General features: G+C 44.4%; 12 protein-coding genes. 1 reads left to right on the top strand and 11 read right to left on the bottom strand.

The window, feature by feature from the left end:
* Positions 1-18: 18 nt before the first annotated feature.
* The 10 genes from V1499_RS02390 to V1499_RS02345 all read right to left on the bottom strand — a co-directional run bounded on the left by V1499_RS02390 (position 19) and on the right by V1499_RS02345 (position 13,122).
* Positions 19-897: a carbohydrate ABC transporter permease gene (locus tag V1499_RS02390; RefSeq protein WP_409273502.1), complete on the bottom strand. Its 879-nt coding sequence runs from the start codon at positions 895-897 to the stop codon at positions 19-21.
* Positions 898-915: 18 nt separating this feature from the next.
* On the bottom strand, positions 916-1,806 hold the full coding sequence (locus tag V1499_RS02385) for a carbohydrate ABC transporter permease (protein ID WP_409273500.1): 891 nt from the start codon (positions 1,804-1,806) through the stop codon (positions 916-918).
* On the bottom strand, positions 1,796-4,750 hold the full coding sequence (locus V1499_RS02380) for an extracellular solute-binding protein (RefSeq protein WP_409273498.1): 2,955 nt from the start codon (positions 4,748-4,750) through the stop codon (positions 1,796-1,798). Before V1499_RS02380 ends, V1499_RS02385 begins: the two co-directional genes overlap by 11 nt.
* A gap of 27 nt (positions 4,751-4,777) precedes the next feature.
* On the bottom strand, positions 4,778-6,163 hold the full coding sequence (locus tag V1499_RS02375) for an ABC transporter substrate-binding protein (RefSeq protein WP_409273497.1): 1,386 nt from the start codon (positions 6,161-6,163) through the stop codon (positions 4,778-4,780).
* Between the two features lie 75 nt (positions 6,164-6,238).
* Positions 6,239-8,617, bottom strand: a complete 2,379-nt coding sequence (locus V1499_RS02370; RefSeq protein ID WP_409273496.1) for a beta-galactosidase — start codon at positions 8,615-8,617, stop codon at positions 6,239-6,241.
* A 12-nt stretch (positions 8,618-8,629) separates the two neighbouring features.
* On the bottom strand, positions 8,630-9,601 hold the full coding sequence (locus V1499_RS02365; RefSeq protein ID WP_409273494.1) for a LacI family DNA-binding transcriptional regulator: 972 nt from the start codon (positions 9,599-9,601) through the stop codon (positions 8,630-8,632).
* A gap of 390 nt (positions 9,602-9,991) precedes the next feature.
* The gene (locus V1499_RS02360; protein ID WP_409273492.1) at positions 9,992-11,302 is read right to left on the bottom strand and encodes a DUF4179 domain-containing protein; all 1,311 of its coding nucleotides are present in this window, start codon (positions 11,300-11,302) and stop codon (positions 9,992-9,994) included.
* A complete protein-coding gene (locus V1499_RS02355; RefSeq protein ID WP_409273490.1) occupies positions 11,295-11,816 on the bottom strand; it encodes a sigma-70 family RNA polymerase sigma factor in 522 nt (173 codons plus the stop codon). The genes V1499_RS02360 and V1499_RS02355 overlap by 8 nt, the downstream gene beginning before the upstream one ends.
* 99 nt (positions 11,817-11,915) lie before the next feature.
* Complete coding sequence (locus tag V1499_RS02350) at positions 11,916-12,638, bottom strand: hypothetical protein (protein ID WP_409273488.1); 723 nt, start codon at positions 12,636-12,638, stop codon at positions 11,916-11,918.
* A 22-nt stretch (positions 12,639-12,660) separates the two neighbouring features.
* Positions 12,661-13,122, bottom strand: coding sequence for a GNAT family N-acetyltransferase (locus V1499_RS02345; protein WP_409273486.1), 462 nt, complete (start codon positions 13,120-13,122; stop codon positions 12,661-12,663).
* 148 nt (positions 13,123-13,270) lie between these two features.
* Between V1499_RS02345 and V1499_RS02340 the strand changes: the two genes are divergently transcribed.
* Positions 13,271-13,786, top strand: a complete 516-nt coding sequence (locus V1499_RS02340; RefSeq protein WP_409273484.1) for a hypothetical protein — start codon at positions 13,271-13,273, stop codon at positions 13,784-13,786.
* A 361-nt stretch (positions 13,787-14,147) separates the two neighbouring features.
* On the opposite strand, the gene V1499_RS02335 is transcribed toward V1499_RS02340, so the two are convergent.
* Complete coding sequence (locus tag V1499_RS02335) at positions 14,148-15,824, bottom strand: SWIM zinc finger domain-containing protein (RefSeq protein WP_409273482.1); 1,677 nt, start codon at positions 15,822-15,824, stop codon at positions 14,148-14,150.
* Between the last annotated feature and the right edge of the window lie 275 nt (positions 15,825-16,099).

The raw sequence follows: 16,099 nt of genomic DNA, 5'->3' as shown, positions 1-16,099 counted from the left end.
TCCCCTCCCTCCCAACTGTTATTTAATTCCTGAATGGGCCATCGTATTCATGACCTGGCTCTGAAGGATGATGAAAATGATAAGGTTCGGGATGAACATAATCAACGATGCCGCCGCAGCCATTCCCTGACCCGCCACGCTGTTCCCGGTTACCTGGGATGTCAATGTCGACATATAGAACGCAAATGTTTTCAGCCCTTCATCATTCACATAGAATGCAGAGGTTTCCGCACTATTCCAGACGAGCTGGAACGACAGGATTGCAATTGTCGCAATGGCGGGTTTGACAAGCGGGATAATGATTTTTGTGAAAATTTGAAAATCCGAGGCTCCATCCAATTTTGCCGCCTCAATCAATTCATCGGGAATTTGGTCAATGAACTGTTTTACAAGAAACAGGCCAATTGGCATTGCCAGAAGCGGCAGAATATGCACTATGAACATATTGATCAGGCCAAGTTTTTCAATTAGCAGGTATCTTGGAATCATCACTGCCGCTGGAACGAACATGAGGGCCAGGGTATTGATTTCGAATATTGTCTTTTTTAGCCTGAAATCTTTTTTAGAAAGGGCGTAGCCTGCCATCGTGCTAATTAAAACGGTCAGGAAGACAACCGCCAATGTTACGATGATGCTATTGAACAGGAACCTGGAGATCGGCACCCCGGTGTCATTCATTGTCGCAAACAGATCCTGAAAATTTGCCATGGTGGGCTTTTCCACAAAGAACCTTGGCGGATAGGCAAATAGCTCGTCCAAAGGCTTAAACGCGTGAAAAAAGATAAACACGATTGGCATGGCCATGAATATCGCGAGCGGAATTAAAATCGCAAAGAATTTAAGCTGGCTTATATGAAATTTGGACGGATTGATTTTTGTTCCTTGAAAGGATGACATGCTCCACACTCCCCGTTCTTAATCCTTTTCGCCAAACAGCCTCCAGGCGACTTTTGAAAAGCCGTAAACGACAACCAGGAGGACGACGGAAATTGCCGCGGCATAACCCATTTCATACCGTATAAACCCATAATCCTCAAGGTGGTTGACCATTAATTGGCCGGCATACTGTGGTGTCGGGTTGGCGCCGGATAGCGCGACCCCAATAGCCCCTGCCTGAAAGGTTCCGACGACGGCCATTACAGCGCCAAATAGCATTTGCGGCCTCATGGAAGGGATTGTGATGTAAATAATCTCCTGGAAACGGTTTTTAATCCCGTCGATATAGCCCGCTTCATAAATCTCGGAGTTGATGTTAAGGACCCCGGAAAGCATAGCCAGGAACCCGACCCCCATACTTCCCCAAAGCGTTACAAAAATCATGATTTTCATCAGGTATTCCGGCGATTGCAGCCATTGGATCGGTTCCAGCAGTATTCCCATTGTAATTAAAATGCTATTTAGGTAACCAGTCTGGTCGCCGCTGAAAATGATTGTCCATACGACCGCCATTGCTACGCCTGCCGTCATGGACGGAGAATAAATGATCAGCGCCAGGACGGTTCTCGGCCCTTTAGGAATTTGGGCCAATAGCCAGGCGAGCAAAAAGGATAAAATATACCCGCCGGGCCCGACAATCAAAGCAAATGTCAAGGTGTTCGGCAGTACCTTCTGCATAAATACTTCATCCTGTGTAATCAGGCTGACATAGTTGGCCAGCCCAATAAACGAAGGAGTTTCAATTGCGTTAAAATACGTGAAAGACAGCAAGATGGCAGCGGCTACCGGAATGATTATAAAGGTTGAAAAGAACAGGATGTACGGAGCAAGGAATATCCAATGGGTTTTATCTTTGATTTTATTCTTCATTTTCTTTCCCACCCCAGCCTTTCACCTGTTCTATTGAAGGAACCGGATATGGCTTGATTACCTTGCCATTTTTCATGTATCCAAACTCCTCCATTTTCCTGCCTATTTCCCTGTCGATCGCAATAACGGCATCATCAACCGCCGACCTTGTGTTCACACCGTCGAAAACAATCCTGTTCCACACATTGCTTAGTTCACGTTCCACCATATACGCACCAGGCGTTTTAGGAACCTCTTTCAAGTACTCCCATTGTGCAAGGATTGTATCTTTATGATCTTCTGGCCAAGGCAGTTCCTTGAATGCATCCACATTGGCTGTATTCCATAAATAAGACGGGCCGTAGAACGTTTGAAGGTTTGACGCAAACTGCACTTGGGTTTCCTTTCCCATCCACCATTTTAGGAGCTCCCACGATTTTTCCGGGTTTTTTGTCCCTTTAAAAATCATTGCGGACTGGCCCGAGCCTGTAGCCCATCTTTCGACCGTACCATCCGCCTGCTTTACACCCGGATGGGGCGCAATGTCCCACCAGCCGGCTATTTCCGGAGCGGCGGCAGTCAGCTGCACATAGGTCTGAAAACTGGAAATGCCGATTGGCAATGTCGAATATCTAAAATGGTTGTAAAAATTCGGAACCTGCAAAGGAAGGCTGTAGATTGTATTCAAATCCGTCATAAACTGAATTCCCTTTAACGCTTCCTCGCTATCGATTGCTGTGGACATCCCATCTTTTTCATATAAATCCCCATGGAACTGGTAAATGTATGGCGCGGTCGTCTGGAACGGCTTAAATCCGACTGCACCTGAAATAGGCGTATAATAGTTCATCCCAAAGCGTTGCAGCTCAGGGAGCACTTCAGTCACATCGTTCCATGTATCCGGGACTGGCAGATTCAGTGACTCCAGGATATCCTTTCGGTAAAACTGGACGAAGAAATCCTGTGTTTCAGGCAGTGCGTAGACAGAATCGCCAATCATCATCGGCAGGAATGCCCCAGGCGAGAATTGCTTGCTGAAGCTCTCAAAGTCCTCAAATTGGTGGAGGTCCTCCGCGGCTCCCCTAATCGCCAATTCGTACGGCAGCCAGTTGCTTATCCCAAGCGCGACATCCGGCTGCTTATCCGCGGCATTAGCCAAAATCAGCTTCTGCTCATCCGGCATGATTGAGAACTTCACCTTTATTCCCGTTTCCGGTGTAAACGTTTGATCGGCCAGGTTTTGAATGAGTTCTACATATTGGCGCGGCCTATTAATCCAAACCTCGATCGTCTCGTCGTCTGTTTTGGAAGCCGCATAGGTACCTGAAGAGAAGGATTGGAAAAACCGCTTAATCGAATCTGTTGCCCTTTTCCACATACTCGCCTGCGCAGCCGGAAGCCCACCATCGCCATGCACGTAAAAGCGGTCAATGGTCAAGGGCTGGGACTGGACATTAAGCAGAAGGTTCCCCAACAGCTGTGCAACCGAGGACGATCCCTCGGATAATTCGGTTAGCCTGTATGGGATTTCATTTGGCTTCTGTTCAAGCGAACGGAGCTTTTGGGCCGCAAGATCCAGGGAGACAATTTCCTGGGAATCCTTATCTGACTTGCCAAGGCTTTTTAAATACTTGCTTTCTTCCTCAAGCTTATTTGCCCAATCGGCAACCCTTTCCTTAATGTCAGGGATGAATTCGGTTATCTTCCATCCTCTTGATTTATCAATTTGGTTCCCGGTCAGCTTCTTTATAGAAAGGGATAGACCCTCAATCTCCCTCATGATTTCATTCGCCCTGTTCACGACTCTCTCGGCCGGGGATGCGTCTGCGACAAGGCCGACAAGGTGTTCTCCCTTTTCCAAATAGAAGAGGTATTCTTGCCCTTCCACATCGCCGAGTGTTACATTTCTCCACTTTTTATTGAAATCAAATGGGTAATGCGCGACTTCTTCAAAAGGGACCTTCCCGTCAACTAATACCTTCCTGAATACCGTCCCACCGGTATTCTTGTCTTGCTTTACCTTGAAGGTTAACTTGTAAAGGCCCGTTTCCTTTACTTTTATTTTCCAATCCACTCTCTGTCCGCTTTCACTCCAAGAGGCATCGCCAAACGTATTCAGAAGAAGGCTTTTTGTATCGTTCGGAACCGCAGAAGAATCCCTGACCGCTATCGGCCTTGCGAAAGAGCTGTTTTTCAAAAATGGCTTTTCCGCCTCTACACGGATAACCTCGTCCGCGATTTTGGTATGTTTATATTTTTCCCTGTATTCCTCATAGGTTGGCAGTTTTTGAGGAGATTGGATATAGGCAGAACCAAGCAGGGCTTCCCCCCGCAAGTTTTGGAGGGTAACCGTATTGACCCCTTTTTTCAAATAAAACCTAAGCGCCATCGGCTGGAGCCCGCTTGCATCCTCTGCTTTCATATGGCTCCATTGGGCAACCGGAATTTGTTTCGGTAGAATTTCATTTCCAAATCTATCTTTTTCAAAATCGGCTTTTTCATTTTCCCAAAAAACAGGAAATACAATCCTCCTGCTTTCATAGTATTGAAATCCCCCGTTTATCTGGATTGCGCCCTCTATTGGAACAACCTCTCTTGTTATTGGATAATAATCAAATCCAATTTCATATAACCCATCACTCTCTACTTCTGCCATAAAGGATACGGATTGTTGGTTGCCCCAATAGAAAACACGATCTTTATACCCTTTGCTCTCATTAACGGGAAGAAGGGCGGGCTTCAACCCTTGAGATAACACAAATTCAGAAGGAGAGACAGCCGCCCCGAATTCCGGGGCGCTGCCAATTCCTTTCGTTTCCCATTGTTCAAGGATGGTATGATAGCGTTCCTCAATGACATTTTCGGCAGGACGGCTTACAGGCTCATTCTCTTCTGCAAATGCAGCCCCATTGGGGGAAAATAAAATTGCAATCGCCGCCATCCATGCCACTATCCGAGTTTTCATACTTTCTACCTCCTTGAAAAATAGGCATTACTTATTTAAAGCCTCTGTTGCTTCTTTTACTTGCTGATCAGCAAGTTGATCCAACTGCTTGACATAGTCTTCTGCCTTCAATTCGCCTTTCATGAAGCTGTCAATGAGCGCGGCTGTTGTTGCATTGGCATTATCGCCAACTTTGACGCCAGTCGGCGCTTCCCATCTTGCAGGGATGTAGCCAGGCGCGGTTTTTACAGGTTCCACAATTGCATTGTCAAGGTTTTCATAGGCTGTGCGTACTCCAGGAATATCTAAGACTTCAAAATAAGCATCCAGTACTTCCTGATCGCTGTTTACAGGCAGGGAATTCAATGTCTTGCCTTCCTTGTCGGCAATCTCTACCCTCTTCAGGAAACCTTCTTTTCCAAATGACATCCACTTGGAGAAAAGGAACGCTTCTTCCGGATGCTTCGTTGATTTTGAAATACCAACAAAGTCATTCGTTACGGCTGTACGTCCTCCAGGAATTCCGATGAAATCCCATTCAAATCCGGCTTGCTCGTTAAGATGGCCAGTCGTCCATGTTCCATCCCATTTCAGGCCTACGCCGCCATTCAGCCATACTTCCTCAGGATTTTCACCTTTGAAATTGGCCTTTTGGTCATCCGGCAATGTTTCATACGCATATCCGTTTGTCCAAATGTCTTTTGCAGTGTTGACCGCGGAGATAAATTCTTTGCTATCAAGAGCGAATTCTCCATTATTGTAGGTGAACCAGCCAAGATTCTCGTTGGCGGCGGCTGGATACCAGTCAGGGAATGTAAATGGATGGTTGATTCCCGCGACTCCAGCTTTGACATTCGTTACATCTTTAATGCTCTTGATAAAGTCTTCAACAGAAATCCCATATTCAGGAGCATCCAGGTTGGCGGCGTTAAACAAGTCCTTGTTCACAAGGAAACCGAGGAAATGCTGCGCGAAAGGAATAGCGTACAGTTTGCCATCAAATTTAGCTGATTCTTGGACAGCTTCAGGGACATTTGCAAAGTCCTTATCCTTTGAGGCCAATTCGCTAACATCCAGCAGCCAGTCGTTGGAAATTGCCATTGGAAGCTGTGCAAGCATGAATACATCAGGCATTGTCCCGCCGCTTGCAGCCGCAGCCAGGGAACCATTCCAGTCGGCAGGGTTGATTGACTCGTCAATTTGAATTTTAATGTGCGGGTATTTATCTTGGAATGCCTTGATCATCAGGCGATCAAGGTTCTGCTCTTCCTCGGTGCCCAATCCCCAGCTCGCAAACGAAATGGTGACTTCTTCTTTCTTAGCGTCCTTGTTAGAATCTTTTTCTTTTGATTTGTTATCCGTCTTATCAGAGGTGCAGGCAGCAAGCGCGAACAATAGTGCCATCATGGCAAAGATTGATAAAATCTTTTTCATCCATTTTCAACTCCATTTTTTAATTTTTCCTATTCATTCCATTTTTCAAACGATGCCCTAAGGGGATATGGTTTGTCAGGCATTCCCCCCTTCAAGCCTTTTGCGAAAGGTTATCTCCGCGCTTTCTTCAGGAGAGCGGATGAACACTTTAAACGAATCATATTCTCCTGTTTCGACTTTCACTTGATCGTTTTCTTCGGCAATCCATACAGATGATGAGAAAAGGAATTCTTCCTCTTTTTGCATGATTTTCACAGTGGCTGTAAGCTTGTCCCCTTCCTGCCCCAGATCGAAAATCTCGCCTGTACCATACAGGATATGAATATCGTCGGCCAAGTCCACGTTCAGAGGAAGCATCAACCCGCTTCTGGCCGCAATCTCAAGCTTTTTCCCACCGAAAAGCGGTACGCCGAAATAGGTAATCGAAGTGCGCTTCTTATACTCATCGAAATTGGTAATGAAGAAGAATTCACCTGATGGGCCGCTTCTCACCGTAATGTCCATCTCTTCATCCAGGCCGAAGCGATTCATTGCATGTGTTCTTTGAGCAAGTTCCGCGGCGACCCCGTTTTGGTAATTATATTCAACCTTTATGGCGGCCCCCAGCATTATCAGTCTGCCGTTTCCAAGGTCTTTTTCGAAAGCAATCGGTTTAGGAATCTCTTCCTCGCTCCATCCAAAAACACCTGAATGAGTGCCATACGTTTCCATCCGCTTCACACTAACATTTTCAATATTGCCAATGGTCGCAAACCCAGCCTGGAGCTCGCCTGTTACTTCAACCCCAATATAATCCCTCAGGATGGTACACGGCGTATTTTTTAGTGTTTTTGTAGGGATGGTTGGGAAAAGAACAAGGGTCCCCCCGTCTTCCATGAAACGGACAAGTTTTCTCTGGATGTCTTCATCCATCCATTTCGTGCTGAACATCCAAAGCGTTGAAACCTGCTCAGGATCGATTCTATCGCCTTCCATTACATTTTTGGCTTCAAAAATATAGTTTTTGAGCCTCAATGATTTCACAAGGCCGTTATAAAGGAATGCTTCCCGGTCATGCTGGATCTTTTCAACCATAGCTTTTGTATATTCATCGTAAAATTCAGTCATATAATAATCCGGATAAAATCCGATATGGAAATCGGAAACTGGCTTGGTGTCCAACAGTTGGCTGTCAAACACACTAAACATGCCGCCAAGATGACGGATCAGCCCATAGTGTGGCCGCTTTTCCCCATTCAGCCCAAGAGGCGCCTGCCAATCATGCCGTTTTCCAAACAAACCGATATTTTCATAGTTTTCGCCGCTGGCAAACATATAGTAGTTCACCGCGTTCATACCATCAGCGACGCAAAGCCGGGTAGTTAAATCAAAGGTAGTGGGCTGCAGCTTTGGTACATCATGTATGCTGCCACCCTGGAATTCCGCCGAAAATAAAGGCTGTTCCTTCCACTGGATCGCCCGGGTAAAAGCATTCGCCAGGACGATGTCAATGTAACTGTCGTATTCAATATTCCCTATGTAATAGTCTCCCGCCACAAGAACGTTTTCAATTTTCGCAGCTTCTAGGAGCTGTGAAATCCCTATTGGATACATTGTTCCCCGCTTTAAAAGATCGGTTGTATGGAATCCATGGATGTTTACAACAAAAGGGACATTGATTCCATTGGATTCAGCGCATCCCTTTAAGTATTCAAGGAAAGAACGGTAATGCAAGCGAAGGAAAAGCCCAAATTCATTTCGCAGCGCATGGGCGTAGGACGGTTCAGGCTTCTTTATTTTTAAGAGTGAAAGTTCCTCAATGCTTTCAAAGGGGACATTGAATACGGTTTCAAAATTTTCTTTAGTGTATTTTTTATGTAAATAATTCTGGAAGTGTTTTAGCGTTTCCGTGTTGAAGTCCGGCTGGTTGGTTACCCAATGGAACATTCCAACTTCGTTATCCAACTGGAACATGATGACCGGTCCCCCATTCGTTACCTGGAAAGGAACGATGATTTCACAGACCGCTTTATACCAAATGTCCACTTTTTCAAGGAATACAGGGTGCATGTAGCTGACAACCCTAGTCGGGTGAATGGACCCTTCGTTTGTCACAGCGACAGCTTCAGGGTAATTGTCGATGAACCAGGTTGGCACCCCATGGTCCACTATTTCCGCCATGACATATGGTCCGGGTCGAACGAGGCAATGCATCCCCTCTTCGGCAACCAATTTCAGAAAGGCCGGTAAATCCCTTTCCGCCCTTGTCTTCCCTGAAAGGTCAATGAATCCTTCCTCGATTTCGTGGAAAATCCAAGGGACATAGGTGCTGATTAAGTTCGCCCCTGCCTCCTTTACTTCGCGAATCCTTTGTTTCCAATTTTCCCTAGGGACACGGAAATAATGGAGTTCGCCACCAAACAAAAATGTTTCTTTTCCATCGATGATGATTTTCTCATTATTAATTTGTACCATGATTTCACCCCGTCATCCTGAACTCCTGGCCATAAGTTTGACCTGCACCTGTTCGGTTTCGAAATCAAACTCATTGTCCAGCATCCTGAATAATGTTTTAGCGGCAATGATCCCCCATTCCTTCCGAGGAACTTGAATGGTTGTAAGCGATGGGGGAAAGTACTGTGATAGGTAAATGTCATCAAACCCAACAACAGCCATGTCATCGGGAACCCGCATTCCTTTTTCCTTGATCGCCCGGATGGCACCCATAGCCATTTCATCATTGGCGCATACCATTGCACTTGGCAGCGGTCCTTCCGTCCGATTCAAATACTTTTCCATTTCCTTATACCCGCTTTGCTCAGTAAAATCCGCACGTAAGAGGTCACTTTCGAAAAATTCGAGTCCATGCGCCCCCAGTTCCTTTTTGAACCCTTTCAGGCGGGTTTCCCCGTCATAAGAATCTATGGAGCCCGCGATATAGCCAAGCCTTTTATGCCCTTTTTCAAGAAGATGCCTGACAGCCAAAGCCGAACCGTATTCATTCGGGAGAAGAATATTCTTGATAAATGGAGACTGCATCTCCCTGTCCAGAACAACGATCGGAAATTTTTCTTCAGCCAAAGAAGCCAGCAATCTGTCATTCATGTGATAATTCAGGATAATCGCCCCATCCACATGTCGCTCAATAAGGAGCCTATGCTTGTCCACCGACGAGCAGACAACAAGTTCCAAACCTTTGCTTATTACCACATCCTGAATGCCTTCCATCATATCGTTGAAAAATGGCCCGGTAAAACCACTTAGAAATAATCCGATAATGTTCGTCTTCTTTTCTTTTAAATTCCTTGCAGGCCCATTTGGGCGATAGCCTAGGTCCTTTGCGGCCTTCAAAACTTTATTTCTAGTTTCCGGTGAAATCAAATGACTGCCATTGATTGAATAGGAGACAGTAGAAACGCTTACTCCCGCCCTTTTAGCGACATCTTTTAAGGTTGCCAAATCTATCCTCCTATTCTATTGAAACGTTTCAAAGCAGTTTCAAAAAAAATTCGTCAACTATATCGAAACGTTTCTATAAACAGTAAAAATATTTGAAACGCTTCTCCCAGATTCATTGAAACGTTTCAATAACTTTATTATAGGTTTTTTTGAAATCGTTTTCAATAGTTTTTCGACATTTTTTGTGTCTTTTCTATTAATGAATAGGTAAAATTGCCTATGAAAGTTCACTTGAGTCCTTTTCAATTCACACGGGTCAATGTACTTACATTTCAAATTCATTGTGTATATTTTATTTTCTACCAATTCATTTCAATTAATCTTTTATTGATTTCGATTTACGATATAGAAAAGGGCAAACCCTCCTGTGGAGTTTGCCCTTCACTTTATTTATTTAATCCTTATTTTCTCCTCTGATTTGATCCAGGCAGGATAAAAGTTCAATTCCAGGGACAAGGGATTTTTATATTTTTTAAGGTTAGGGATGCTGATCCCAAACTCTGTATATCCCTCTAATTCATATTTAGTAAATCCACCCGTCAAAACTTCCTTCCCATCCGCGTCTCTCATAATCCCATTGGGAATGTAATTGAACTTCTCCTCCGTTTCCATTCTCAGAGATAGTTCGTTTCCGTTCGAAACTTTTGGACTGCTAAATTTCCCTGGATGAGGCTGCTTCAGGATGGTTCCCTTTTCCGTATCCACAATTAAATAAGCTTCACTCTTGTCAACTGCCTGGATTTTACCCGGGATGAGATAAAGCTCTCTCGGTTCCCTGAAATAATTGCTCTGAACATAAAGGATCCTTTTGTCATCGGCAACACCCCCGGATGCGGTAATGCCGTTCGTAATTCCATTCCATGTCTCGCCATGTTCGTCCACTAACCTGATTTCATCAAAGCTAAGAATCCTTTTCGTATTGTCAGGGTCCATTTTGACATGAATTGCTACCCTTAACGGATAGATTTCAACTTTTTCAAAAGTAATCTTCTGGCCTTCGATTGAAACGGTTTTATTTAAAACATATTCTTTTTTCGAGGAAATTTCCTTATCCAGCTCAAATTCAACCTCATGTTCTTTACCCTCAATCTTTACAATTAAATTGAAGGATCTTGCTTCAAGCCGTTCCTGAAAGGTAAAGTTCATGGTTCCGGTAAAGGCTTTTTCACCTTCTGTAGAATTATGCGGCATGCCAAAGCTGGCACTCCCTATTGTGAACCTTTTCCCATCCGTATTTTTTAGCCTGGCATCCTGAATGAAAAGTTCCTTACGCTCTGTCACCGTATCAATCGTATAAAACAAGAGGAGCCCAGTTTCATCCGCAATCGCCCTTGTAATTGTAAAGGTTACGCCATCCTTCGTGCTCGAGACACCTATTTCCTGGTCGTATTCGGATTCAAGCGCAGCTATGATACCTTTATCCCCTTGAATTAAGTCAACGATTTTTGAAAAGCCAGGCAGCTCGGATACATATCCCGCGAAAGCCGGTGAAAGCCTGATCGAGGCAAAAAAGCATATTAAAATGACTGCTACAGCTGCAATTGAGAATAAGCTTCTCAACCGCTGTTTAGACCGTTTTTTCTCCTGTCGGCCATTTTCAAAGCCCTGTAATATAGCCGCATCCAGTAAATCTTCCGGGACAGGAAGGCCATCAACAATCCGCTTGTAATCGGCAAGCTTTTCTTCTTCCAAACTATGCACGGTACCCTCCCCCTTTCTCGCCCAGATTTTCCCTAAGCAACCTTAACGCCCTGTTCAGCCAGGTTTTGATTGTGCCTTCAGGATGATTGAGGGCTGCGGCAATTTCACTGATTTTCAGGTCCTGAAAGTATTTCATTGCCAGGATTTCACGCGACCGGGCATCAAGCCCTTCCATCGCATCTCTTATTTCCAGTCCGTCATGGCGCTCAATCCGCCCTTCTGTATGGATAAACGCCTCATCTAGGACGACCCGCTTCCTTTTATCCAAAACGTCATTGCAGTAGTTGATCATTATCCGAATCAGCCACGTTTTGGCAAAAGAAGGTTCCTTTAGCGAGCGGATTCCCTTATAGGCGCGAAATGTCACTTCCTGTACAGCTTCAAGTGCATCCCCTTCGTTCCGCAAAAATGCGAGGGCCGTTTTATATAAATCGATTTTGCAAGCCTGTATTAATTCGAGAAAGGCCTGGTCTTCCCCCTTTATGGCATTCCTCGCCAATTGTTCAATTTCCACCAACCCGCCCCCTTTCTATCCATTAGACAGCCGAACGGCAAAAAAGTTTTAAATTTTTTTTAAAAAAAGGACCCAACAAGGTCCTTCTCTAGCAAGCTATCATTTTCCCGTCCGAACCGCGGTTTCACTAATCACATAACTTAGTTCAAGGCGGCCCAGCCATTTCTCGGCCTCGCTTATCTTTCTGCTGATACCGTTCGTATCCTCGTGGTATTCAAGGCCCTCAACAGGAATATAGCCTGTATCCGAATTTGCGATCCGGTGCGCGATCATCAGCCATTCCGCGTCGGTCATCTTTCCTTTTGAATATTCCTTTATGTATTCGGCGTTCTTCCTCGAAAACGCACAGGAACCGGCTGTTATATCGACTTCCTGGCCCAGTTCCAGGGAAACGATTTTATTTGTGATCCGTTCGGTTTCCTTCCATTCAACCGGGTGGGTGTCCATCGCCCGTTCCGTCCGGCCTAGAATAAGGTAGCCGTACTCGGGAATCCTCTGGACGATTTGTTTCAATTCGACCAAATGGTTCTTTCCCCAAGTCAGCAGCCTGTCAAAATCGCAATAATGGAAATGGCCGCTATCACCTGTCAGGCCAAAACTGACCGCTTCCCTGCGCGCTTCGGCCGCGCCTTTTTTAGGAATGACCTTCACATTAAACCTGCTGCATTCCATCACTTCAACCAATTCGGCTGAAGACTGGTCGCTGATCGCAATGAACAGCTCAGGATAGATGCTTTCCAATTCGTTTTGTAGCTGCTTGAAAAGCTCGATTTTTTTACCACTCGGGTCATGAATGACTGTTATAAGTGCAACTTTGCTCATTTTTCCACCTCATTTATATTCGTTATGACGGAAAATACTCCATCGGCTCTTTGCAATGCGAGTAGCCATTTTTTTCGTAAAAATGGACTCCTTCCTCACTCGGCCAGACGATGATAAATTCATACTGGTTCGCTTTTGCCCATTCGTTTATGGCTGTTATTAATTGGCTTCCGATTCCCTTGCCCCTATATTCCGGCACCGTATACACATTGGTCATATAAGCAAAAGGGCGGGTAACCCGGCCCGGGCGCGGCACTTTTTGTATTAGCTCGATGTAGCTATGGGATAGGACCCTTCCTTCTTCCTCGGCAATCCAAATAAACCATTGGCCACTATCAATCGCTTTTTCCAAAAAGGCCTTGCATTCCATTTCGAATGCTTTATAGTCACTATCCAACGCAGAGGACGGATAATCTTCCATCGTAAAATCCCATCTCAATTTGATTAATTGATCAATATCTCTTTCTTCGGCAAGCCTGATCATACTCTATCTCCCCCTCAATCTAGGTCTCTATGTATTTCTCTTAAAATCTGCCAGCTCCTTTTAAAATCCCTACTTATCAAATTGTTTGAACATTCCACTAAATAATGGTAACATGTACGAATCCTAACAGGCAAAGGGGAATGGGATCATGGCTAAAATGTCATTGGCGGAAGCCGTTAAACTTAAAAGTATTTTAAATAAGAGAATTCAGGAACTGGAAGGGGAAATGGACCGGGTTGCATTTGCAGAGATGGAAAAAGGCGCGAAACCGCCAAAGCTGCCTCGTACTCTTTTAGAAGTAGAAAGAGATATGGAAGATGTCCGGAAAGATATGCGTACCTTGGACAAATTGGTGTACGCGGCCAACATTGGGAATACAGTTACCTTTAATAGCGAAGAACTTCCGATTGTGGAAGCGATCGAACTTGCCACCCAGCTCCGGGCAAAAGCCAGGAAATATAAGGAGTACGGCGCGGCGCAGAAAGAAACTTATCCCTATTCCTATGGCGATAACATCACAATTGTCAGGGTTGCCCTCTTCGAACCCGAAGAATACCGCACAAAAGGGCTTGAAGCTGACCGACAGGCGAACAGGCTCTCCAACCTGATCAACGCGAAAAACTACTCGATCGAACTTGATTTCGATGCAGAGAAATATTTCTAACCTTGAAGAGGTGAGACTCCTCTTCAAGGCGCGGAAGGAGCCTCCCCAACTTAATTGGTAATTGTGATGGCAAACGGCAAACCCATGACCGATTTCCATTCACTTTGTCACCCTTGACCAATTACCAACTAATGCAATCGCGGCTGATAGCTAAACTTAGTCTATTTTTGCTCCTTCCGTGAATCCCTCTCCCATTTTTGGGAGGGGGATTTTTTGTTCCAGGTTTATTCTTTAGTAATTAAAGATGAATCGGCCTTTTTTACCACAAAGAAAAATTCAATCAAACGTTTGATTGAATTCGCGGAAACCTTGTAAAAACAAGAAATCGCCAAGTTACCCAGGCGATTTCGCATTTGAACTGCTAATTGATTTTGTTGAGTTCCTCTATAAATGCCGGGCGCCTCTGGTATTGGCTCTTAAGATGATCAATTAGCAATTTCGCACTTTCCGAACCGCAAGCTTTTTTATATGTGCGGATAACTTTGCACACTCCCTTATATTTCCTGCGGTCTCCTGCTTCCTTGGAAAGGTATTCTATATAGCTTCTGAACAGTTCACTTACTTCACGTGGGTAATGTTCTATAATATGCTCATATAAGTTCATGATTTCAATCCTATGGTTTTGGCAATACCTCAGGATTCGGCTTGTTTCCGACTCACTTTCAATTATATGTCTATACACACTGGAAAAATCTTTACTCTCTAATTCATTAAGAAACGATTCCTTCTCCCGTTCCCATTCCGCCGGCGGGAACAACCCCTTATGAATCGGATAAAAATCCAAGTTGTTATTCATCAATAATTCACGGGCCAGCACTTTTTGATTATCGATGTCGCCCATTTGCTCGTATGTTTTATATCTGTACCTTTTCCACATGTCAACCAGTCCAGGCAACCTGGAATTAAGTACAATGCCGTCTTCACATAGCTGGAGTGCCTTTGTAAAATCCTCCTTCTCCAATGCTCTGAGAATAGCTTTTTCCCTAAAAGTTTTAAACTGGATATTCGACTCTAGAAATGCTTGTGCCATTTCTGCAGGATCGAACCGCTCAATAAGCATAAACTGAAGAACCTTTAGTGCTTCAATCTCATAACTTGAATTCCAGTTAACCGGGGTCTCTTTTCCCAACAGCTGTTCAATAACCTTATCCAGGCGGTTTCGCACTTTTTTGTTCCCGCAAAATGCCGCCCCTGCCTTTAATAATTCATGCCTCCATTCACTCCAACCATCATACCGCCTATTTTTTGCCTCTTTGATGATTTCATTAAAAAGTTCTTCTTGTCTTTGTTCTGATTCCAGTTCTGATGCCTTATGAGCTGATTCTATTATAATTTCAGTTGCCTCATTCAATATAGGTGATATATAACCGGAGTCATCGGAAAAGTCGATCATCTTCACGACCGGGGGCATGACAACAAGAGAAATACCGATAGCCTGGCTATAGAAGCCTCCCTCAAGCCGCTGCACTGCCCTTTCCAAAGCAAGCTCCGCTCCTTTGACTGCGGGGCCAACCTTACTCCACGAAATGAACCCTTTATATTTTTCTTTGTTAATACACTCCGTAACAAGTGTCTTGCATTGGGAAATCTCATTCTCGTCAACTGAATATCTAAATTGAATTTCCTTTTCAATCTCAGGGTATTGATCCGACAAATCACTAATAATCTTTATTAATTCATCTTTATCCAAAGTTGAAAGAATTCCCTGCAAACCGTTATTTGGAGGGGCATCGTTAGGATTTTCCTTCTGTATAAAGGCTTCATTTCTCCCTAACAAATCCCTAATCTTATATAAAATGGCAGCCTTATGCTTGCAATGATCTGTCCAATCATACGGGCAATCACACGTTAATTCATCGATTTCCAGTTCAGAATTCAAACGGGCTGTAACGGAATAAACATCCGAACCTGAAATTACTGCTTTATACTCTCCGTTTGAGTCCTGAATAATGTGATCAACTTTATTTTTATAATAATAATCCTTTCCACGCTCTAATATAACCGGATCAAAGTACTCTTCAAAGTTATTAATATCCATACCTTACCCCCATGCTAAGCCTCATCTTATACACTATCGGCAATTGTGGTTATTTCTTAGTATATCAGACAAGCCTAATCTGTTGACAATCCTCCCAACCGGCAGTATCCGGCAAATGACACCGTGTAAATCGGAGGCATTGACAAAAAATTGTATAAGGGACGGTTCCTTATCAAAGGTCGTTACTTCAATTCCTCATCGCCATCGGCAAAGCGGCGGCCCCGGTCTATCCGACAACCCACCTGCCTATTGAAGAAATGGTCAAATTTAATTAA

The sequence above is a fragment of the Neobacillus oceani genome (assembly GCF_046237595.1).
Lineage (GTDB): Bacteria > Bacillota > Bacilli > Bacillales > Cytobacillaceae > Bacillus_D > Bacillus_D oceani.
Note: the sequence above shows the minus strand (reverse complement) of the source record. Positions and strands in the feature narration are given on the sequence as shown.